Raw genomic sequence first — 21,777 nt, forward strand, 5'->3', positions numbered from 1 at the left:
GGCTCAGCAGGCCCCGTGCGAGGGCGCCACGACGTGGGCCGGGAAGCCCGGCGCGCGCTCGGCCCCCCCGTCGCGATCGCCCCGCTCGGCCGCCTCGAGCGTCCGCCGCGGGAAGATCTTGTGCGGGTTGAGCAGGCCCTTCGGGTCGAACAGCGCCTTGATCTTGCGCTCGATCGCGATGAGCTCCGGCGACTGCTCGAGCGCGAGGAAGTCCGCCTTCGACGTCCCGATGCCGTGCTCGCCGCTCAGCGTGCCGCGCATGCCGATCACGGCGCGGAACAGGCGCGACAGCGCCGTCTCCACCTGGGGGACGAGGTCCGGGTCGTTCCAGAGCAGGTTGACGTGGAGGTTGCCGTCCCCGGCGTGGCCGTACGTCAGCATGCGGACGCCCGTCGCCGCCGAGATCTCCGCGACCTCGTCGAGCAACGCCGGGATCTTGTCGCGCGGGACCACGACGTCCTCCGAGATCTTGTAGCGCGCCATGGCGCGCGTCGTGGGCGAGAGCTGGCGGCGCGCCTCCCAGAGCCGCTCGCGCTGCGCCTCGTCCTGCGCGACGAGCACGTCGAGCGCCCCGGCATCCATGCAGACCTCCCCCACCCGCTCGGCCTGGACCTCGCAGTCCGCGGGCTCGCCGTCGACCTCGATGATCAGCATCGCGCCCGCGCGCTCGTCGACCCCGACGCCGCGCGCGCGCACCGCGTCGAGCGTGGGGCGATCGAGCAGCTCGAGGCAGCGCGGGACGACGCCGGCGGCGACCAGGGCGCTCACCGCGCGCCCGCTGGCGCGCACGTCCGGGAACAGGCAGAGCAGCGTCATGACCGACGGGGGCTTCGCGATGAGCCGGAGCGTCGCCTCCGTCGTGATCGCCAGCGTGCCCTCGCTGCCGACGAGCAGCGCGGTGACGTCGTACCCCGTCACGCCCTTCACGGTGCGCCGGCCGGTGCGGAGGCGCGTGCCGTCGATGAGGATCGCGTCGAGCCCGAGCACGTACTCGCGCGTGACGCCGTACTTGAAGGCGCGCGGGCCGGCCGCGTTCTCGGCGATGTTGCCGCCGAGCGCGCACATCTTGAGCGAGTTCGGATCGGGCGGGTAGAAGAGCCCCTCGGCCTCGACCGCCGCGTGCAGGTCGGCGAGGATGACGCCCGGCTCGACGACCGCGATCTGCTCCTCGCGGCTGATCTCCTTGATGGAGCTCATGCCGATCGTGGCGATGACGATCCCGCCCCCGACCGGCACCGCGCCGCCCGACTTGCCGCTGCCAGCGGCGCGCGGCACGACCGGCACCTCCGCCTCGCTCGCCGCCCGCACCGCCTTCTCGATGTCGGCGGCCGAGGACGCGAGCACGACCGCATCCGGGCTCACCGGCGGCTGATCGGACTCGTCGCCCGCGTAGGCCGCGCACCCGTCGGCCGACGTGATGACCTTCGACGGGCCGAGCGCGCGCTCGAGGAGCCGGCGCGCCTTGTCGATGGCCGACGCCGACGGGCGGGGGAACGTGGGGTGCTGTCGCATCTCCCCCATTTACCGCGGATCGCGCGGCGATGCTGGGGGATCCGCGCGGGCGGGCTCAGGGCTGGCCGCAGCCGGAATCGGGTGCACGCGGGGTGCACGCGGGGCGCACGCGGACACGCGCGCTCCGCGCGGCGTGCCCGCGGTCTGCCTGCCCGCGGGCGAGCGGGCGCGCCGCGCGATCAGAGCAGATCGAGGAAGGCGAGGAGCGCCTCGATCGCGCCGGCGTCCAGCGCGACGAGGCCCTCGCCCGCGGGCGCGCCGTCGTGGAAGAAGGCGCCCGGCGCAGCGGCAGCGGCCGTGCTGCGGTGATCGCCGGCGGCGCGGCCGCCCGTGTCCTCGAAGCGCGCCCGCTCGAGCACATCGCGCAGCGTCTTCGCGGAGCCGTTCGTGAAGTAGGGCCGCTTCTTGTAGAGCCGCCGGAGCGACGGTACCCGCGCGCCGTCCTCGTGCACGTACGGCACGACGCCGGTCTTCTCGTAGCCGGCCCTCCCCCACACGATCGGGCCCTCGGGCGCGAGCACGAGCGCCTCCCAGCGCTCGAACGGGGCCGCGGAGCCGGGGTCGTCGCTGCGGAGCACCGGCGCGTGGCAGCGGGCGCAGCGGTCCCGGAACACCCGGGCGCCGCCGCGCTCGAGCGGGGTGAAGCTCGTCCGGCCGAGGACGGCGGGGTTCGCGCGGTGCGAGAACGCCATGAGGAAGCTCATGAGCGCGCGGCGGAGCGCCTCGGGCGGCCGCGCGGCGCGCCCGGCGTCGGCGAGCCCGAGATCGGCGAGCCACGGCGCGGCCTCGCTCGAGATCGAGAACCATGGGTCGTGGCCGCTCAGCGCGCCGGCGACGCGGAACTCGTTGTCCGCCACCGCGGTGAGATCCGGATCGAGGGCGCGGGAGAAGTGGGGGCGGTTGTTGAACAGGCCGAGCAGCGGCTTGGTCGTGGCGCGCACGTCGCCTCGACCCGTGTGGTGCGTGCGGCCGTCGACGTAGCCCTCGAAGTGGCACGTCTCGCACGTGAACCGGCTGAGCGGGCCGTCGGCCTTGTTCCACGGGGCCATCAGCGAGGTGAAGAAGAGCGCCTCGCCGAGGCGGATCTCGTCGGAGCGGGCGTCCTCGCCGCCGTCCAGGACCGGCTGCTTCACGACCGCGCCGTCGCCCGCGTCGAGCAGCCACGCGTCGAGCAACGGGTTCGCATAGGCGAAGGCGCCGCCGCCGAGCGCGGCCACGGCGGCCACGCCGGGGGAAAGCGGGCGGGTGGAGACCTCCGGCGCGCTCGCGAGCCCGGCGTCCGTGGCGCGGAAGAGGAGCTCGGCCCGGCGATCGCCGCCATAGCCGGTCGCGATCACGCGCACGCCGCTCGATCCAGGGATCGCCGAGAGCGCGACGGCCTTCGGGGTGAGCACGCCGAGCTCCGAGACGTTGACGGCCGAGAGCCGCGTCACCTCGGGCCGGGCGCCGGCGGCGACGCGGTAGAGGAAGACGAATGAGTCGATGTACCCGAACGAGCCGCCGGTCCGGTCGAGCGGGTGATCCTCGACCCCGCCGGCCGCGAGAAGGAGCCCGCCCCCGGCGCCGCCCGTCTCGAGCGCGTCGAAGCTCCAGATCGGGCCGTCGTGGCGGACGCGCGCCGCGCCGCCCGCGAGCGGGCGGCCGTCGGCGCCGACCGGGAGCACGACGAGCGTCTGGTCGAGGAGGCAATCGACGATCAGGTGATGCGGGAGGCGCACGACGCGGAACGGGCCAGCGCCGATCGGCTCGTCCCAGCGCTCGACCTCGATGCGCCCGTCCGCGCCGGTGCGACCAGGGCGCAGCGTGACGAGCGTGCCGGCGCGCTCGTCGAGCGCGTAAAGGAGGCCCTCGGGGCCGGCGGCGACGTCGCGGACGCCGTGGAGGCCCGCGAGCTCGATGCGCCCCGCGGGCTCGAGCGAGGCACCGCGGACGGCGTAGCGGAAGAGCGAGGGAGACGCCTCGCCGCTCGCGAAGACCTCGCCGGTGGGCGTGACCGCGACCCCTGTCGGCGAGGCCGGCGCGGGGGCGCGGGAGAGCTCGCGAAGCGACGCGTCGAGCAGGACGAGCGCGTCGCGGCCGCGGAGCGGAGAGAGCAGCGCGGGCGCGCCCGGCGCGGCGGGGCGGCCCAGCGGATCCACGGGGCGGAGCGCGATCGGGTCGGGCCCGAACAGCCGGTCGGAGCCGGGTGCGCGGGAGAAATCGGCCTCCGCGCGGCGCGCCGCCTCGAAGCGCCGCAGCGGCTCGAGCGGGTCCGGATCGGGCGCACCGCCGTGGACCGGGGGCGCAGGGCGGCCGTCGCACGCCACGGCGGCCAGGCCGAGCGAGAGCGCAAGCGCGAGGCGGACCGCGGCCATGCGCCCGCGCCGCGGTGCAGCGGGCCGCGCCGCCGCGCCGATCACCAGCCGCCGGTGCTCGCCGGCTTCGCGGTCTCGGCCGGCGCCGCCTTCTCGGGCTCGCCCTTGGGCGCGGGCTTCGCCGCCTCGGTCGTGGCCGCGGGCTTCGCCTCGGGCGTCGCCTGGGGCTTGCCCTCGCAGCCGAAGAGACACATCGCGCCGAGCGCCACAAGCACTGTCAAGACATTCTTCATGGGACTCCTCCTGAACGAGCGGGGCAAGCGAAGCACATCCGCTGGGCGCTCGGAAGGGGGGCGCGCCGTCCGCCGCCATCGGAGGCGGCGCGACGGCGGCTGCGCGGGGTTGGCTGCGCGGAGGAGGCAGCGGGCGCGCGTGGCCGCCCGCGTGCAAGAACGTGCAGGAGCCGTGCGGGAGCTCGCGCGCCGGATCCAGGGCCGGGCGCGAGATTCCGGCGCCCGCGCCCTGGGCGGCCTGGTCAGGTCCCGGGAACGATCTTCACCAGGCTGTTGCGGTTCGCGACGAAGTATTGCTCGCCGTCGTTGTCCTCGACGATCGCGGTGAGCGCGTTGAAGGTCGGCAGGCTGCCCTGACGCGTGAACGCCGGAGCGTTCGGCGCGTTCGGATCGGGGTTCTTGTTGATGATCGTGATGGGCGACGTCTGCGCCCCGCACTGCATGAGCGCGCCCATTTTCCCGCCGGTGTAGTCGCCGAACAGGTAGACGCCCCGGAGCTGCGGCACCTGGCTGCCCCGGTACACGAACCCGCTGACGACCGACTTGTAGTCGCGGTACGGCCCTGTCGCGCTCTGCCGCCGATCCATGTCGGCGATGGGCGGGGTGTGCGTATCGCCCGCGCGCATGGTGCGCCCCTGGCAGGTATCCGCGTGGGTGCCTTCCCACTTCGGCCAGCCGAAGTTCAGCCCCGAGGTGCCGGCAGGAACGTAGTCGACCTCCTCGTAGCCATCCTGGCCGACATCGCCGATGAAGAGGTCGCCCGTCCCCCGGTCGAAGGTGAAGGTATACGGGTTGCGCAGACCATAGTGCCAGGTCCGCGAGGCCGCGCCGTCCAAGGGATTGCCGGCCGCGGCGTACGGCTCGGCAGCATTCGGATCGAGGCGCAGGATCTTGCCGAACAGCGACGCCGGGTCCTGCGACCCGCCAGGCTTGTCGCTGTTGCAGGAGCCGCCCCCGTCGCCCGTGCCGACGTAGAGCATGCCGTCGGGCCCGAACGCGATATGGCCGCCGTTGTGGTTCACCGCGGACGCGTCGAGCCGCACGATCGTCTTCGCCGAATTTGCATCCGCCACGTAAGGATCGCTGGACCGCTTGTACTCGACCACCATGTCACGGTTCATGTTCGTGCCCGTGGTCGCCGTCATCATGATGTAGAACTTGCCGCTCGTCGCGTAGTCGGGCGGGAACGCCATGCTGATGAGCCCGCGCTCGTCGTCGAAGGGCCCGGAGCCGAGCGTGATCTGATTGCTCACGTCGAGGAAGGCCCCGCTGCGGAGCTGGCCGCCGGAGAACACGCGGATCTGCCCGGTCTGCAGCACGAGATACCAGTCGCTCGACCCCTTCGGCTGAGCCGCGTAAACCAGCCTGTCCACGCCGGTGACGACGGGAGCGAGCGCCAGCTTCCCGACGTCGGGCGCCGCGCTGGCATTGCACTCCACCGGGTCGCCGCCGCCGGCGCCGGAGCCGCCCTCTCCCGTGGTGGTCCCGGACGACGACGTGGTGCTGCTGCCGCCGCCGGTGCCGGAGCCGGAGCCGGAACCAGCGCCTGCGCCGGAACCAGAGCCGGCGCCCGCGCCGGAGCTTGAGGCGGAGCCAGCGCCGGCCCCCGTCCCCGTCTGCCCACCGGAGGAGCCCTGGTTCCCCCCGCTCGTCACGGCGTCGCCAGAGCTGGTCGCCCCGTCGTCGCTGCACGCACCGGCGCCCAGCGCGAGACACGCGCCGCCACCCAGCGCGAAGGTCATCCACAAAGCCAAGGTTGAACGCTGTTTCGTCATGAGACGCATTCTATACATGACAGGCGCCGTGGCGCACTCATGAACTATCGCCGGGCGAAAGAACAGGACATCGGAGCCGGGGGTGAGCAGGTGACGGATCATGCCTGCAGGACGTCAACACGCGCTCGCCTGGCCGGCCGACGGCGCACGTTTGCTCGATGCGAGCTCGGAGACGCCGGCGGCGCGCGCCTCCCCAGGGCGTGTGGGCTCAAGGGCATTCGACAGGCTCGCTCGCCTGGTCGCCACCGCAATCGAGCCATGGGAGAACAGCGCCACTCGACCGGCGTCGAGCAGCATTGCCCATGATTTGATCAGCCGTTCAGATGAAATGCGCCTGGCGCACGCGGACGTGGGCCATCGATGCGCTGCTCACTCGTCGAGATGGATATTTGAAACAGAGCGGTACGTGCGAGTCCCCGAGGTCCGCTCGGGGCCGGGGCTATATTCCCGTCCAGGACCCTTCTGATCATCGCCTGCGACGGATCATCGCTCACCACGCCCGCGCCGCCGGCGCTCGCCGGCAGCGCGCGGCGTCACCAGCAGGCCAGCCGCGCCGCGCCATGGCGCGACGGCGCCTGGCTCACCGCGCCGGACGAGCCCGGCGGAGAGACGTGCTGTGTTTCACCCGTGCACCGCAATCGATGCCGGCCGACTCGGCATCATCGGTCAGCTCGCCGCACGGCGCCATGTCGGAGAGCGGCTCCGTGTCAATCGGGGCGCCGCGCTGAACGCGGGTATCTCCGGACGCCTCGCTCACTCCGGCTCTCCTCTGCCGTCGGTGCCAATCGGCTCACCCGGCCCGACGCCGGACGTCGTGGGGCGTCCCGCGAGCTCCCCCGCTGCGACGACGCCCGCTCCTGCTCCTGTGGCGCTCCGCTCAGAGCGTGCCCGCGATCCACACGCTCCCGGGGCCCAGGCCGACGCGCGCGCTCCAGGGGGCGTCGGCCGTCGGCCCGCGGCCGCGCGCTGACGCCGCGGCGTCAGGCGCAGACGGCGCGGTGATCCAGAGGATCGCCCCGCCCACGGCGAAGGCCGCGCCCGCGATGAACACCGCCGTCCCGATGTTGCCCTTCGCCACCGCGTCGTCGCGCAGATCGAGGCCCGTCTGATCGACGCAGCGGCCCGCCTCGTCGCAATGGCCGCCCTCGGTGGCCTTGTCGAACGTCGATTTCGCCATGAAGCCGAGCGCCGTGCCGACGCCGAGCCCGACCACGCCGAGCCCGACCCCGACGATGCCGAGCGGCTTGCGGATGCTCCCGCCCTGCGCCGAGGACGGGTCGCTCGCCGGCGGACGGACAGGAGGCGGCGGCGCGACCGCCGGCGCCGACGCGCCGCCCGATCCCGAGGCGGAGGCCGGCTCCGTGGCGCGCTCGAGCGCCGGCACCGTGACGGTCACCACGCCCGGCTTGTCGATCGCGACCTTCACCTCCCAGGGCTCGTACCCGGGCGCGGAGGCGGCGATCCGATGCTCACCCGGGTCGAGCGGCACCGCCGTCCCCCAGAGCGCCCTGCCCACGGCGACCCCGTCCCGCGTGAGGCCCAGCCCCGCGATCGACGCCGCCGGCGGGACCACGATCTGCAGGCGGGAGAGCCGCGGCTCGAGCGCGGCGGCCCGGGCGCGCGCCACCCGCTCGCGCTCCGTCTGCCCGGCAGAGAGCGAGGCGGCCGCGACGTCGCGAAAGCCGATCCACGCCGTCGCGATCTTGCCGGTGCGCTCGTAGCAGTCGGAGAGGTTGAAGAGGGTGCCGACGCCGGGGTCGATCGCATGGCTCTCGGCGAGCTTCGGACAGGCCTCGGCGTGCTTCCCCGCGGCCATCAGCGCGCGGCCCTCGTCGAACAGCGCGACAGCGGCGGCGCGCTCCTCCCGGGTCGGCTCGGCGGCGCGCGCGGCCGGCGCGAGCGAGGCGAGCGCAGCGAGCGCCGACAGGAGCGCTACCGCTCGACGGCGGCCGGCCCCGGAAAGCGGGGCGCGGGAGACCGCAGCAGGGCAGCCGGACTCCGGACAGGGGCTCGAGAGACGACGATGGCAAAGCAAGACGGCACCTCTCCTGGGCTCACGGGATGTCATCGCGGATCGGAAAAGAGGTCTTGCGGCGCGGTCGATGTGGGGCGGGTCGGCGGCGGGGTCCGCCCCGACGGCCGCGCGCCCTTCGACGACGCCGGCGGCCGCGGCGCCGCAGGCCCGCTCGCGGCCGGGCGCGCGGTCGCGACCTCGGACACGGGCGCTTCAGGCGGCGGCGCAGGGCCGCCGTCGAGGAGCTCGGCCGCCTTGCCCGCCGCCAGATCGGCCGCGGGCACCGCCGCGTCGCGCGAGGGTGCCTCCGGCGCCAGCGGCGCCTCCGAGGGCGCCGACGCGGCGAGCGGCGCCCCACCCGACGCGGGGACGCGGAGCGCGAACCACACGAGCCACGCGAGCCCCGCGGCGCCCACGAGCGCGGCCGTGAGGGCCGCCGCGATCCCCAGGGTGCGCGCCCCGCCGCCCTGGCCCGACGAGGCGCGCGTGCCGCCCCAGGAGCGATCCGTCGCCGCGCCGTCCGAGAGGAGCGCCGTGGGCGCGCCAGACCACGCGGAGCCGGCCGCCACGCCCTTTCCATCCGGGTCGCTGGACGACGGCGTCCCGCCGGCGGGCCCAGGCGACGTGGAGCTCGAGCGCCGGGGCGGCCCGGGCGCGCGGCCCGCCTCGGCGCCCGCGTCGAGGCGGATCTGCAGCACCCGCGCGGCGCGATCGGCCAGGTGCTGCGCGTGCGGCGGCGCGAACCGAGCGAGCTCGGCGGCGAGCTCGGCGATGTTGCCGAAGCGATCGGCAGGGCTCTTCTGGAGGCAGCGCTGGACCACCCAGCCGAGGCGCTCGGGCACGTCGGGCCGCTGCGCGTCGATCCGCGGCGGCCCCTCCAGGATGCGGTCGTAGATGGCCATCGCGGAGTCGCCCCGGAAGGGGACGGCGCCCGTGAGCAGCTGATAGAGCATGGCGCCCATCGACCAGACGTCGGCCCGCGCGTCGACGCTCTTCGAGGAGACCATCTGCTCGGGCGCCATGTAGAACGGCGAGCCCAGCATCGTCGAGCTCTCGGTCATGTCGTGCGCCTTGGGCCCGGTCGCCTCCGCCGCGAGGGCCATCTTGGAGATGCCGAAGTCGATGACCTTGATGAGCGGGCTGCCGTCGGCCCGCTGGGTCAGGAACAGGTTGCCCGGCTTCAGGTCCCGATGGATGATGCCGAGCGCGTGCGCCTCCGCGAGCGCGTCGCACGCCTGGAGCAGGTAGTCGCAGGCGAGCGCGCTCGGGAGCGGCCCGCGATCGCGCAGGACGGCCTTCAGGTCGGTCCCCTCGAGGTACTCCATGACGAGGTAAGGCTCGCCGCGCGCGAGCGTGCCGACGTCGTACACGCGCGTCACGTGCTCGCTCCGGATGCGCGCCGCGACCTGCCCCTCGCGCAGGAAGCGGGCGACGAGGTCCGCGCGCTCGCGGGCCTGGGGCCGCAGGAACTTGATGGCCACCCGCTCGCCGAGCAGGAGATGGCGGGCGGCGACGACCACGCCCATCCCGCCTTCACCGAGGACGCGCTCGACCTCGTATTTCTCCGCGAGGACGTCCCCCACGCTCACCGGTACGACCATGCACGCCCTCGCTCCGCCCCTCCGCTAGTATCAAAACGGCGCGGGCGCGACAACGCGAGCTTTCCCGGAAATCAGCGAGGGGCGAGGGAAACCGCCGCGCCGCCATAGCCACCCGGCCACGCAGCCACGCTGCCACGCTGCCACGCTGCCACGCAGCCATCCGAGATTGCGCGCATTGCTCGCATCGCGGGTTCGCCAGCGGCGCGCTCTGCTTGTATATGCATGACGCAATTTCACCATGAGCACCGCTTCACCATGATCACCGAGCCGACCGAACCGTTCGTCCTCGCGCGCGAGCTCCTCGAGCAGCGGCAAACCACCGAACCGACCGACGCGACCGCCATGACGCTGGCCACGGCGGACGCGTCCGGGCGCCCCTCGGCGCGGATGGTGCTGCTGAAGGGCATCGACGATCGCGGGTTCGTGTTCTTCACCAACTACGAGAGCCGCAAGTCGATGGATCTCGCGGCGAACCCGTTCGCCGCGCTGTGCATCCACTGGGCGAAGGCCGCGGAGCAGATCCGCGTCGAGGGGCGGATCGAGCGGGTCAGCGACGCGGAGTCGGACGCCTACTTCGAGACCCGCGGGCGGGGCAGCCAGATCGGCGCCTGGGCGTCCCGGCAGAGCGCGCCGCTGCCCTCGCGCGAGGCGCTCCTCGATCGGGTGCGCGAGATCGAGCGCCGCTTCGAGGGCCGGCCGGTGCCTCGGCCGGAGTTCTGGGGCGGCTACCGGGTGGTGCCGGAGCGCGTCGAGTTCTGGTACGGCCAGGAGAACCGCCTGCACGACCGCGTCGTGTACGTCCGCCACGGCGACGGCTGGCGCGTCGAGCGGCTCTACCCCTGAGCGCGGCGCGATCGTCGATCAGGCGCGCTCCGTCACGCCCCGTGACCCGCGCCGGGGAGAAGCCATGAAATCGAAGACCGACTATTTCTACTTCGAGACGAAGGCCAGGCGCGAGCTCATCAACGTCACCGAGCGCGTCGCGGCCGTCGTCACCGCCAGCGGCATCCGGGAGGGCATGGTCCTCGTGAGCGCCATGCACATCACCGCCGGCGTGTTCGTGAACGACCACGAGCCGGGCCTCTGGGAGGACATCTGGGCGTGGCTCCAGCAGCTCGCCCCCGAGGGGCCCGACTACAAGCACCACAGGACCGGCGAGGACAACGGCGACGCCCACCTCAAATCGATCCTCGTGCACCACCAGGTGATCGTGCCCATCACCGCGGGGAAGCTCGATCTCGGGCCCTGGCAGCAGATCTTCTACGCGGAGTTCGATGGCGGCCGGCGCAAGCGCGTCGTCGTGAAGGCGATGGGAGAGTGACGCCGCCGGCCGGCGCGCTGGCGACAGGGTCGAGGGCGCTCGTCTCCCTAGCCGCCCGCGGGCGCCGCGGGTTGCGGCGCGTGGGGCCTCGCGGCGCCGTACTCCCTCGCCCCGCGCTGCATGAGCGAGGCGATCGCGCCGAGCGCGTCGGTCCAGGCCTCCTTGTGCGCCGGGGACCAGTCCGCGGCCGCGACCTCGGCCATCGCGGAGATCAACGCGTCGGCGACCCAGGGGTACATCGCGTCCGTGACGCCGTAGTCGACGTGCTTCGCCCCCATCGCCATGAGCTTCTCCTCGAGCCACGACGCGTCCTCCAGCCGGTCGATGACCGCGGCGAGCGCCTCCGTGAGCATCTTCTCCTGCTGCTCCTGGCTATTGCGCCCGAAGAGCGGCTTCACCTGCGGATACCGAGAGAACAGGATCCCGTAGAAACGGTGCGTGAGGTTGGGCGCCCTCTCGATCACGAGCTCGAAGCTCTCCCGCAGCAAGCCAACATTCAATCCCATGACAAACCTCCAGGCCGGGCGAGGTGCCCGTGCTAGCCGTCCTCGGCGATCGATTCGCCCGTCGGCACGCGCTGGCCGAACGCGTTCGCACGGGCTGTGCCAGGGGCGTTTCTCCGCCGATCGCGTCGATCCTCGCCGGGCCGGCGCGCCCGGCGACCTGCGGCGGTTTCCCGCAGGAAACCCGGCCGGCTGCCGAGCGCGGCCGCGCCGGCGGCGTCCACCCGCGCGCCCACCCGCGCGCCGCCCCGCCGCGCGCCTTGCTCCGCTGCACCCCACGGTGTTTCCTGCCGGAGTCTCCGACAGGAAACCTCCGCCGCCTCCGTCTCCTCGAGGAACCCGCGTGACCCTGCTCGACGCCGTGCTCAGCCTGTCCGAAGCGCCCGCCCGCGACGAGGCGCTGCAGCGGATCCTGCGCGCGCTCGCGCGGGTGTCGGCGGCGGACGCGCTCTCGGTGCTCACGGCGGCGGAGGACGGCTCGGTCGGCGTCGCCGCGCAGATCGGGCTGTCGCCGGCCGCCCTGGGGATGAGCTTCCGGCCCGCGGAGCACCCGCGGCTCCGCAGGGCGACGCAGGCGGCCGGCCCGATCCGCTTCCTCGACCCGAGCGAGCCCGACCCCTACAGCGGCTGGCTGCTCGGCAGCCCGGGAGAGATCCACCCGATCCACGCCTGCATGGCCGTGCCGCTGCACGTGCAGGGCCGCCTCGCCGGGCTGCTCACGCTCGACGCCTGCGATCCCCACGGCCTCCGCGGCCTGCGCGACGAGGACGCGCGCGTGTTCGCGGGGCTCTGCGCCGGCGCGCTGCGGCTCGACGCCGGCGCCGTGCTGCTCGACGCCGGCCCGGAGGCGCGCCGCGCGATCGGCTCGGCGTCGATCGGCCCGGCGCCTGCGAGCCGCTCGGCCGGGATGCTGCGGATCGAGCGCGAGATCGCGGTGCTCGCCCCGCTGTCGGTGCCGGTGCTCGTCACGGGCGAGACGGGCGTGGGGAAAGAGCTCGTCGCCCGCGCGCTGCACGAGCGATCACCCCGGGCGAGCCGGGCGCTCGTGATCGTCAACTGCGCGGCGATCCCCGCGCAGCTGGTCGAGTCGGAGCTCTTCGGCCACAGGAGAGGCGCGTTCACCGGCGCCACGGCCGCGCGCGCCGGCAGGTTCGAGGCGGCGCACGGCGGGACGATCTTCCTCGACGAGATCGGCGAGCTCCCGCTCTCGGCGCAGGCGCAGCTCCTGCGCGCGCTGCAGGAGGGGGAGATCCAGCCCGTGGGCGAGGACCGGGCGCGCCGCGTCGACGCGCGGGTCGTCGCGGCCACGAACCGCGATCTCCGGCGGGAGGTCGCCGAGGGGCGCTTTCGCGCCGATCTGTTCCACCGGCTCTGGGTCTACCCGATCTGCGTGCCGCCCCTGCGCGAGCGGCGCGAGGACATCCCCGCCCTCTGCGAGCGCTTCGCCGCAGGGCTCGCGGCCGAGCTCGGCGCGGCGGGGGTCGGCTTCACCGAGCCGGCGCTGGGCGCGCTCGCCCAGGGAGCGTGGCCGGGCAACGTCCGCGAGCTGAAGAACGCCGTGGAGCGCGCCGTGCTTCGCCGGACGATCGCGGACGGCAAGAGCGCGGCCGGCAGGGCGCTCGTCGTGCGGCGCGAGGATCTCGACGCGATCGACGGCGGCGCGCAGGAGCGCTCGCTCGCCCCGCGGATCGAGCTCCCCGGCGAGCGGCTGCGGCTCGCGGACGCGCCGCTGGAGCAGCCCGTGGAGCTCCTGGCAGAGGCGCTCGAGAGGGCCCGCCGCGAGGCGTTCGCCCGAGCGTTCCGGGCAGCGGGCGGCAACGCGGCGACGGCCGGACGGCTGCTCGGGCTGAGCCGATCGTTCGCCTACAAGGAGGCGGTGCGCCTCGGGCTCATCCCCCCGGCCGGGCCGCGCAAGCGCTGAGGAGCCCGAGCGAGACGCCGTCCTCTCGAAGGACGGAGCGCAGCGCCTCCACGGAGGACGACGCTCAGCGCGCCGGCTCGGGGGCGCCGATCCCCTCGAGCGGCACGCGCGCGAGCGCCGTGTAGCGCGCCCCCTTCGGGGTCAGCTCGCTCTGGTAGACGATGATCTCCTGGACCCGCGTCTCGCCGAAGTCGACGTTGCCTACCGCCTGAGCGCAGGCGTCGAGCGCCGGATCGCCGCGCGGATCGCGCGAGCGGGCGAGCGTGAGGTGCGGCTCGAACGGCCGGTCCTCGGGGACGTAGCCCGTCGACATCGAGAGCGTCTGCTCCAGGTCGCGGTGGATCGCGGTGAGGGCGCCGACAGCGCCGCCCACGCCGAGCCAGAGCACGCGCGGGCGACGCCGCGTTCCGAACGCGCCGCCCTTCTCGATGCGCAACGTGAGCGGCCTGTGGAACGCGGCGACGCTCCCGGCAGCAGCGATGACGAGCGGCAGGCGCTCCTCTCCGATCTCGCCCATGAAGGCGAGCGTGATATGCAGCCCAGCAGGCTCCACCCACTTGGCGGACGGAGCCCGCGGCGAGATCTCCCGCAGGAGATCTCCGACCTTGGCGAGGAGCTCGGCTCCCGGATCAACGGCGACGAAGACGCGCACAGCTCACCTACGCTCACCCACGCTCAATTACCACCCACAGACTTCACCCTTGTTCTGCTCCTTGAGCCACCTCCGGAGCGGCTCGAAGTACTCCAGCATGGCGCCCGGATCGGCCGCGGTCTCCCCCGTCACCGCCCGCATCGCCTCCTGCCACGGGCGGCTCGCGCCGAGCGAGAGCATGGCGCGCAGCTTCTCGCCCGCGGCCGCGCTGCCGTGGATCGAGCACGCGTGGAGCGGCCCCGTGTGCCCGGCCGTCTTGCACAGCGCGCGGTGGAACTGGAACTGGTAGATGTGCGCGAGGAAGTAGCGCATGTACGGGACGCCCGCCGCAACGTGGTACTTCGCCCCCGGGTCGAAATCGGCCTCGCTGCGCTGCACCGGCGGCGCGACGCCCTGGTACTTCAGCCGCAGCGCCCACCACGCCGCGTTGTAGTCGGCCGGCTTCGTCCTGCCCGAGAAGACATCCCACCGCCACTGGTCGATGAGCTTGCCGAACGGGAGGAACGCGATCTTGTCGAGCGCCTTCTTGAAGAGGAAGTTGATGACCCCCTTCTCGTCCTCGGACACCCTGTCGAGCAGCCCCAGCGACCTCAGGTAGCGCGGCGTCACGGAGAGGGCCAGCGTGTCCCCGATCCCCTCGTGGAAGCCCTCGTTGGCGCCCGACTGGAACAGGATCGGGAGCTTGTAGTACTGGTGGAAGTAGTAGACGTGCCCGAGCTCGTGGTGGATCGTGATGAGATCCTCCTCGCTCGGCTCGACGCACATCTTGAGGCGGAGATCGCCCCGGTCGCCCACGTCCCAGGCGTTCGCGTGGCAGACGACCTCGCGGTCGGCCGGCTTCTTGAGCAGCGATCGCTCCCAGAAGGTCGCAGGCAGCGGGTCGAACCCGAGCGAGGTGAAGAACCGCTCGCCGAGCGCGACCATCTGCTTCTCGTCGAGCTTCTTCGCCTTGATCTTCCGCGTCACGTCGAGCGAGGGCTGGCCCTTGTACGGCTCCATGAGCCCGTAGACGTTCGACCACTCCTGCGCCCACATGTTGCCGAGGAGGTGCGCCGGGATCGGGGCCTTCTCGCCGATCCTGTCCTTGCCATGGATCGCGCGCAGCCTCGCGCGCACATAGCAGTGCAGCTCGTCGTAGAGCGGCTTCACTTTGCCCCAGAGCCGCTCGGTCTCGGCCTCGAACGCGTCGGGGGACATGTCGTATCCGGCTCGCCAGAGCGCGCCGACGTCCGGGAGGCCGAGCTCCGCCGCCCCCTTGTTGCCGAGGGCGACGTAACGCTCGAACTTCGGCCGGAGCGGCGGGGCGATCGCGTGCCAGCCCGCCCATGCATCGAGCAGCTCGTCCCAGTCGCGGCTGGTCTTCAGGAGGCTGGAGAGCTCGTCGAGCGCGAGGCACTTCGGCTCGGCCCCGGCGCCCGCGCGCGCGGCGCGCGCCGCGCCCAAGCCCGCGGTCGCCGCCCGCCCTGGCCTGGCCTTCGGGCAGTGCTTGCCCTTGCCGTACAGGCTCGTCATCTCGACCGAGAGCGCGGCGAGCTCGGCGCGCTCCGCCGGGTCGCTCGGCGCCGGGAGGGAGGTCGAGATCTTGAGGAGCGAAAGCTGGCGGGCGACGTCCGCGGGCAACGCGAGCCCGTCGAAGCGCGCCGCCGCCTTCATCGTGCGGCTCAGGTACTCCATGCTCGCCTCCTCGGCGGAGGCGGCGAGCGCGTCGGTGTCGTCCGTGAGGTAGGTCTGGTTGACCCAGGACGCGCGCGCGGACTGGATCCGCAGCCGGCGCAGCTCCCGGTCGACGGCGGCCACGAAGGCCTCCGCCTCGGCCGGGCCGGGCGGCGCCGCCTGCGGGGGGGCGGCCTCCGCGGGCGCCGGGGTCGCGGGCGCCTCCTCCCCCTGGCGCGGCGGCGCTGTCGCCGCCGCCGGCGGAGCGGCGCCGCTGCACGCCGCGCCCAGCCCGAGCGCGACGAGCATCAGCGGACGCGCGATGGCCGTCCGGGCGAGGGCAAAGCGGACCACGGGCCCTTCATACACGCCGGACCGTGCCGAGGGAACCAGGAGCGACGTGTGATCGTCGGGGCGCGACCCCGCCGCGCCGCCCCTCCGGATTCACCCGCACCCTCCGCGAGTCACCCGCACCGTCCGCGATTCACCCGTACCGTCCGCGATTCGCACGGGTCGGCGTGACCTGGACGAACCACCCCGCGGTGACGGCTGCCATGCGGCGGTGAACTGCCGTTACAATGCTCCCCCACCATGAGGAATGCCCTTGCGCCCAGGCCCACGCTCCCGGCGGTCCTCGGCCTCGCCGCCGCCGCCCGCCCGGCGCCCCGCTCGCCCGCAGGACGGACGAGCGGCCGCCGCCCGACGGCCCGGAGCAGCCGCTCCCGGTCGCCTCGCAGCGCGAGGCGGCGAAGCGCTGCGACGAGCTGCGATCTCGAGGTGAGGTGCAGACGGATGCCCCACCCCGAGGCGCGCGCCACGACCTCCTGTGCACCGAGCGACGGCCATGAGTGAGCTCGAAAATTTCTCGTTCGTGATCCCCGGCGAGCTCGCCGGCATGGCCTATCCCCACGCGCCCCAGGCGGTCGAGGAGCTCGCGGAGCTCGGCTTCCGCAGCCTGGTGTCGCTCTCGCGTCGGGCGCCGCCGCCCGCGGCGGTGGGCCCGCTCATCCACCTGCATTGCCCGCTCGCCGACTTCACGCGCATCCCGGGCGTGGACCTCCTCCGCGCCGTGGCGTTCCTCGGCCGGGCGCCGCGGCCGATCGCCGTTCACGGGGAGGGCGGCGTCGGGCGCACCGGGGTCGTCCTGGCGTGCCGCCTCGTGTCGCTGGGCAGATCGGCGTCCGAGGCCATCGCCGAGGTGCGGCGCGTGCGGCCAGGCTCCATCGACGACCCCGAGCTCGAGGTGTCGGTCGCGGAGTTCGAGCTGTTCTACCGCAGCGCGCACGAGCAGGCGACGCCGGCGCCCTTCAACTTCGCGCCCGCGTCGCCGCTCGACCGGATCGTCCACGGCGCGGAGCGGCCCGGCTTCGGGATGGCGAGCTGGTCGGCTTCCGGGATCCGCTCGTCCGTCGTCGCGCCGCCGAGCCCGGCGGCGCACGCGGATCCGAGCGACGCGCCCGTCGAGGCGTGGCTCGCCTTCATGGCGCGGCACGGGATGCGCGAGGTGCTCTGCCTGCTCGACGAGGGAGAGCTGGCGCTCCACCGGATCCCGCTCCTCGGCCGCTACCAGCGCGAGTTCCTCCGGGTGACGCACGTGCCGCTCGACGGGGGCGCGCTCCCCTCGCCCGACGCGCTGGAGCGCGCGCTCGACGCGCTCAGGCGCGCCGAGTCCAGCGGCGCGCCCGCCGTCGTGCACTGCGCGTCCGGCGCGGGCCGCGCGGGCGTCGTGCTGGCAGCGTGGCTGCGCGCCCGGCACGGCCTCTCCCCCGAGGCGGCGATCGGCGCGGTCCGGGATCACGCGCGGCACTTCGGCGCGCACCGCGACCCGCTGAAGGCAGGGCCCGGGGCGCGGGATCTCCTCGCGGGCGTGCCGGCGCTCGCGTGAGCGCGCCGCTCGCGTGAGCGCGCGCTCGCGTGAGCGCGCCGCTCGCGTGAGCGCCGGCACGCGGCCGGGCGGCGTCGAGCGTCACCCGCCGGCGCTTCGCTCAGGTTTCGCGCGCCGGTGCTCGCGGTACATGCGCAGGGCGAAGGCGCCGGCCGGCTCGCCGCGGAGCCCTTCGGCGAGCGCGCGGAGCTCGGACGGCAGCTCGGAGGGCGGCGGCAGCGGCGACGGGTGGTGCTCGGGCGCGAGCAGCGGCGCGGCGAGCGCGGCGAAGGTGAGATCCGCGGCCGAAAAGCGGTCTCCGACGAGGTACGGGCGCCCATCGCGCAGGCGTTCGTTCACCGCGTCGAAGACCGCGCGGAGCTTGCCTCGCGAGCGCTCGGCGGCGGCGGCGTCGATGCGCATGACGCGCTTCATGACCGCCCGCGCGACCGGGTAGTAAGCGCGGAAGGTGCCCCGCCCGAACCACCACGGCGGCGCCGCGCCAGCGCCATCGAGCGAGCGGAACGATCCGCCCATGAAGGCGAACGCGCCCTCCGCGTCGGGCAGGAGGTGAAAGTACGCGACGCGGCGGATCGCGGGGCCGAGGTCGACGTCGAAGCGCTGCTCGAGCGCCTCGACCTCGGCGCGGGCCGCGTCGGGCTCGCGGGCACCCTGGAGCTGGAAGAAGAGCGCGCGCTCCGGCGGCACGAGCGTGTCGGCGTAGCGCAGGATGTCGGTCGAGTCGCCGAGCACGCCCGCCGGCGAGACGAGCACCGGGACGGAGCGGCGCCCGCCGGCCCTCAGCGAAGGGAGCGCGTGGGCGAGCGGGAGGTAGGCGTCCTCCCTGTACCGCGCGCCGGCGCGATCGAGCGCCCACCGCGCCTTCTCGCAGAAGTGGCTCCAGGGAATGGTGATGAGGCGGAGGGGCGCGCGCGCGCCAGGATCAGGCATAAAGAATTTCCAAGGGCCCCGGGCGACGCGGGCGCGAGGCGCGCCTCAGCGCCGGATCTCGAAGAGGTGGATGCCGTACGCGGGGAGCTCGACGCCGAGGCCGCGCGACAGATCGACGAGCTCGTCGCCGTCGCGCGGGTGCTCGTTGCCGGTCATGAGGTCGGCGAGCAGGACCTTGCGGCCGGCGATGCCGGCGATGTCGAGCGGGATGCGGCACCCGCTGCGCGACGGGGCGAAGTTGATCACGGCCACGAGGGGCGCCGCGCTCCGGGGCGCGCCGCAGGCCGGGAGCGGCTCCCACCGGTAGGCGACGAACGCGTCGGCGCCCGGCCCGCGCGCGGTGAGCGTGGCGAAGCTCCCGGTGCGCAGGATGGGGCGGCGCACGGCCGCGAGCAGCCGCTCGTGGAAGGCGAGGCAGGCCTGATCGACCGGCTCCTCGGGGGCGCGGGCGAGGTGCAGCGAGGCGCGCACCGTCCGCCCCTCGAGCTGGCCGTGGTGGATGAACCGCATCCCGGGCACCGTCGCCGCGATGAACTCGGCGGCCCGGCGCCGATCCGGCGGGAGCACGGCCGCGATGCGCGGCTCGTCGTGGTGCTCGATGAAGCGGACGCTCCGCCGCTGGTAGTCGGGCGTCGCCGCGAGGTGGCCGCGGACCGACGACGCGGAGGCGTGGCTCAGCCGATCGTAAAGGCTCTTGTCGAACGTGTAGTCGAACCCGAGCATCTGCAGGCGCCACTCGAGGTCCCAGAACGCCTCGGCGATGAAGACGAAGCTCGGGTGGTCGCGGCGGACGGCGTCGATGGCCTCGGCCCAGAACTCGCCGGCGGCCTCGGCCTTTCGCTCCGCCGGCGGGCGCTTGGACCACGTGCGCCGGAAGACGTCGTCGAGCACCAGCATCGCCATGTCGCAGCGGACGCCGTCGCAGCGCGACGCGACGCCGCGGAGCGCCTCGACGGACGCGGCGCGCGTCGCCGCGAGGCGGTAGTCGAGCTGGGCCGTGTCGGGCCACGGCGGGATGTAGGGATCGCGCCCGCTGAGCGGGGCGCCGTCGTCGCCGGCGATGAAGAGCTCGGGCTTCTCCGCCACCCAGTGGTGATCGCGCGCGACGTGGTTGGGCACGAAGTCGAGGATGACCCCGATGCCCCGCGCCGCGAGGCGCCGGCGCAGATCCGCGAGGCCGGCGTCGCCGCCGAACGCGGGGTTCACCTCGTAGCGCGCGACAGCGAACGGGGAGCCGGCCACGTCGGCCTCGGTCCAGTCCGGCAGCACGCGGTCGTACTCGGCGCGCAGGTCGGGATCCGTGAGCGAGCGGCGCGGGCCCTCCTCGCCGAGCGACCAGACGCCCATCAGGTGCACGTAGTCGACCCCGAGCGCGGCGAGCCGGTCGAGCGCCGCGTCGGGCACGCTGGCGAGCGTCACCCTGGCCTTGGCGGCGCGCGAGAGCTCGTGGAGCCAGACACGCACGAAGATCGCGTACAGCAGGGGGTGCTGGTGGGCAGGGACTAGGGAGCTCATCGATTGGATTGGGGACGGCGGGGCCCGCGAGGGAGTCGCGGACAGCGGGCGTCGGCCGGGGATTGTCTGCGCGCTCGGGTGGTCCCTGCAAGCGGGATCACGATGAGCTGCAGGCGCGGCCGGCCGAGGCCACGCGCGCAACGTCCAGCACAGAGGCGGCCTCGCTCGATCCCGGGCGCTCGCGGCGCGGGCGCCGTCAGGCGCGGCGCGCGCGGCGCTCGCGGCGCGGGCGCCGTCAGGCGCGGCGCGCGCGGCGCTCGCCGCGCCTTCGCGCGAGCGCGGCGGCCGCGCCGAGGGCGACGAGCGGCAGGGCGAGGGGCGTCGCGGCCTCGTCGGGCGAGAGCCGGCAGCCGCAGCCGCCCTGCTTGGGCTCCACCGGCGGCGGCGCCTCGGCCGGCGGCGCGTCGTCGACGGGCGCCTCCGCCTCGGCGGCGCCCTCCTCGGGCGCGCCCTCGGGCGCCTCTTCCTTGGCGGGCTCGTCGCTCTTCTCGGCCTCGGCCTTGTCCGTCTTCTCGTCCTTCTTTTTCTTCTCGCCGCTGAAGACGATCGCGCGGCGATCGATGACGGGGTTCTCGCCCTGCAGGGTGATCTTCTGCTTCTGCCCCATCTGCACGCCGTCGCTCGCGCGCTTGATCACGAGCTCGTACTCGCCGGCCTCGAAGCCCCGATCGCGCCGGAGGACGAAGTCGAACTTGGTGATCGCATAGACCTTGCCGCTGCTGTCGGAGAAGCCGACGTCCATGCTCTCGTTGATCGACTGCTGGTTCTGGAGCGGGATGCGGACGAGGACCGGGGTCTCGGGCGACTTGTCGGTGAGCGCTCGCTCGTAGTGCACCGTCGGCGTGAACGAGAACAGCATCGGGATGTGCCCGAGGTGGGGCATCCCTCCGTAGTTCATCGTCATCTTCAGCTTCCATCGGCCGCTGTCCTCCTTGGGCGAGCGGTCGACGATGGTGACGGTGCCCGCCGCGTGCGCGGCGCTCGCGGGCAGCCACGCCCCGATCAGCGCGAGCGCGGCGGCGACCACGCGCGCGGCGAGGAAGAGGCGGCGCGCCGCGCCGGGCTGGGTCGCGGCGGGGCGGGCGTGAGGACGCTCGGCGCGCGGACGCCGCGCGCCGAGCTGAGACAGGGGACCGGTTCGAGATCGGGCGGTTCGCATACGCGGCACGCTACCAGGGATTTCGTGGAAACGAGCCGCGGACGATGGGGCGTCCGGCGCGGACGACGAGAGGGCTGGCAGCGTGGACGAGAAGATCACCGCCAGCGTGGACGAGGCGGCGACCGCCGGCGCGCGGGGCTCAGTCGGGGAACCAGAGCAGCGCGTCGGAGGTGGGCTTGTAACAGGCCTGGCGGCCCGCCTCCTCGTTGTCGGTGCAGCTCGCGTTCTCGAGGCAGTCGATGATCTCGTAGCGGCCGGAGGCGTTGTAGATGGTGGTGAACATCGCGCGCTGGGCCGCCTCGAGCTTGCTGAACGCGCTCTTGCACGCGGGGACGGGCACCCTCTCGCAGCGGGCCATGCGCGCGCAGCGGGACTCGATGACCGGCGCCGCCGCGGGCTCGTCCGGGTTGAGCTTGACGGCCACCTCGTCGTTGCACTCCAGGATGATCTGGCTCCGGTCCGGCGAGCTCTCGGCGGCGGCTTCCATGCGGCGCGAGAAGCAGCTCGTCATCGCGCGGAGGTACGTTGGCGACGAGGTCGGGTAGGCGGCCTTGCACGCGTTGAGGTGCTCCCAGGAAGAACCGGCGCGCTGGAGCTTGGCGAGCGCGGCGCACCACTCGGCCTGGGCGGCGATGACACCGTCGCGATCGGGGAAGTTGGTGGGCCGCTCAGAGCATGCGTTCAGCGCGAGCATCGACGCGGCCACCGCGATCGGCAGGGCCAAGGATCGAAGGGCGGGCATTGGCGGA

17 protein-coding genes are annotated in these 21,777 nt (G+C 73.9%); 4 read left to right on the forward strand and 13 right to left on the reverse strand.

The window, feature by feature from the left end; all coding sequences use genetic code 11:
• Positions 1 to 3: 3 nt before the first annotated feature.
• From WMF44_RS27300 to WMF44_RS27325, 6 genes are all read right to left on the reverse strand, one after another.
• Positions 4 to 1,512 carry an FAD-binding oxidoreductase gene (locus tag WMF44_RS27300; RefSeq protein WP_437292968.1) on the reverse strand — a complete coding sequence of 503 codons (1,509 nt, stop codon included), beginning with the start codon at positions 1,510 to 1,512 and terminating at the stop codon, positions 4 to 6.
• A gap of 179 nt (positions 1,513 to 1,691) precedes the next feature.
• On the reverse strand, positions 1,692 to 3,866 hold the full coding sequence (locus WMF44_RS27305; RefSeq protein WP_437292969.1) for a hypothetical protein: 2,175 nt from the start codon (positions 3,864 to 3,866) through the stop codon (positions 1,692 to 1,694).
• Between the two features lie 41 nt (positions 3,867 to 3,907).
• Positions 3,908 to 4,099 carry a hypothetical protein gene (locus tag WMF44_RS27310; RefSeq protein ID WP_437292970.1) on the reverse strand — a complete coding sequence of 64 codons (192 nt, stop codon included), beginning with the start codon at positions 4,097 to 4,099 and terminating at the stop codon, positions 3,908 to 3,910.
• Between the two features lie 242 nt (positions 4,100 to 4,341).
• Entirely contained in the window at positions 4,342 to 5,841 is a 1,500-nt protein-coding gene (locus WMF44_RS27315) for a PQQ-dependent sugar dehydrogenase (protein ID WP_437292971.1), read from the reverse strand.
• 910 nt (positions 5,842 to 6,751) lie between these two features.
• A complete protein-coding gene (locus WMF44_RS27320) occupies positions 6,752 to 7,909 on the reverse strand; it encodes a hypothetical protein (protein ID WP_437292972.1) in 1,158 nt (385 codons plus the stop codon).
• A gap of 29 nt (positions 7,910 to 7,938) precedes the next feature.
• On the reverse strand, positions 7,939 to 9,489 hold the full coding sequence (locus tag WMF44_RS27325; RefSeq protein WP_437292973.1) for a protein kinase domain-containing protein: 1,551 nt from the start codon (positions 9,487 to 9,489) through the stop codon (positions 7,939 to 7,941).
• A gap of 222 nt (positions 9,490 to 9,711) precedes the next feature.
• Between WMF44_RS27325 and pdxH the strand changes: the two genes are divergently transcribed.
• Positions 9,712 to 10,332: a pyridoxamine 5'-phosphate oxidase gene (gene pdxH / locus WMF44_RS27330; RefSeq protein WP_437292974.1), complete on the forward strand. Its 621-nt coding sequence runs from the start codon at positions 9,712 to 9,714 to the stop codon at positions 10,330 to 10,332.
• A gap of 64 nt (positions 10,333 to 10,396) precedes the next feature.
• Positions 10,397 to 10,810 (forward strand): secondary thiamine-phosphate synthase enzyme YjbQ, encoded by a 414-nt coding sequence (locus tag WMF44_RS27335; RefSeq protein ID WP_437292975.1) that lies wholly within the window; start codon positions 10,397 to 10,399, stop codon positions 10,808 to 10,810.
• Positions 10,811 to 10,857: 47 nt separating this feature from the next.
• Here the strand turns inward: WMF44_RS27335 and WMF44_RS27340 are convergent, their stop codons facing one another.
• Positions 10,858 to 11,316 (reverse strand): globin domain-containing protein, encoded by a 459-nt coding sequence (locus WMF44_RS27340; RefSeq protein WP_437292976.1) that lies wholly within the window; start codon positions 11,314 to 11,316, stop codon positions 10,858 to 10,860.
• Between the two features lie 340 nt (positions 11,317 to 11,656).
• Between WMF44_RS27340 and WMF44_RS27345 the strand changes: the two genes are divergently transcribed.
• A complete protein-coding gene (locus WMF44_RS27345) occupies positions 11,657 to 13,234 on the forward strand; it encodes a sigma 54-interacting transcriptional regulator (protein ID WP_437292977.1) in 1,578 nt (525 codons plus the stop codon).
• 64 nt (positions 13,235 to 13,298) lie between these two features.
• Here the strand turns inward: WMF44_RS27345 and thpR are convergent, their stop codons facing one another.
• Positions 13,299 to 13,886 carry an RNA 2',3'-cyclic phosphodiesterase gene (thpR, locus tag WMF44_RS27350; RefSeq protein ID WP_437292978.1) on the reverse strand — a complete coding sequence of 196 codons (588 nt, stop codon included), beginning with the start codon at positions 13,884 to 13,886 and terminating at the stop codon, positions 13,299 to 13,301.
• A 27-nt stretch (positions 13,887 to 13,913) separates the two neighbouring features.
• Positions 13,914 to 15,848 carry a M2 family metallopeptidase gene (locus WMF44_RS27355; protein WP_437301617.1) on the reverse strand — a complete coding sequence of 645 codons (1,935 nt, stop codon included), beginning with the start codon at positions 15,846 to 15,848 and terminating at the stop codon, positions 13,914 to 13,916.
• Between the two features lie 535 nt (positions 15,849 to 16,383).
• Between WMF44_RS27355 and WMF44_RS27360 the strand changes: the two genes are divergently transcribed.
• A complete protein-coding gene (locus WMF44_RS27360; protein WP_437292979.1) occupies positions 16,384 to 17,424 on the forward strand; it encodes a phosphatase domain-containing protein in 1,041 nt (346 codons plus the stop codon).
• Positions 17,425 to 17,505: 81 nt separating this feature from the next.
• Here WMF44_RS27360 and WMF44_RS27365 read toward each other — a convergent pair whose 3' ends face one another.
• The 4 genes from WMF44_RS27365 to WMF44_RS27380 all read right to left on the reverse strand — a co-directional run bounded on the left by WMF44_RS27365 (position 17,506) and on the right by WMF44_RS27380 (position 21,770).
• Complete coding sequence (locus WMF44_RS27365) at positions 17,506 to 18,354, reverse strand: glutathione S-transferase family protein (protein WP_437292980.1); 849 nt, start codon at positions 18,352 to 18,354, stop codon at positions 17,506 to 17,508.
• Between the two features lie 45 nt (positions 18,355 to 18,399).
• Complete coding sequence (locus WMF44_RS27370; protein ID WP_437292981.1) at positions 18,400 to 19,869, reverse strand: alpha-amylase family glycosyl hydrolase; 1,470 nt, start codon at positions 19,867 to 19,869, stop codon at positions 18,400 to 18,402.
• A gap of 235 nt (positions 19,870 to 20,104) precedes the next feature.
• Entirely contained in the window at positions 20,105 to 21,028 is a 924-nt protein-coding gene (locus WMF44_RS27375; protein WP_437292982.1) for an MYXO-CTERM sorting domain-containing protein, read from the reverse strand.
• 139 nt (positions 21,029 to 21,167) lie between these two features.
• Positions 21,168 to 21,770: a hypothetical protein gene (locus WMF44_RS27380; RefSeq protein ID WP_437292983.1), complete on the reverse strand. Its 603-nt coding sequence runs from the start codon at positions 21,768 to 21,770 to the stop codon at positions 21,168 to 21,170.
• Between the last annotated feature and the right edge of the window lie 7 nt (positions 21,771 to 21,777).

Source organism: Sorangium sp. So ce426, assembly GCF_051475585.1.
Taxonomy (GTDB): Bacteria; Myxococcota_A; Polyangia; order Polyangiales; family Polyangiaceae; genus Sorangium; species Sorangium cellulosum_B.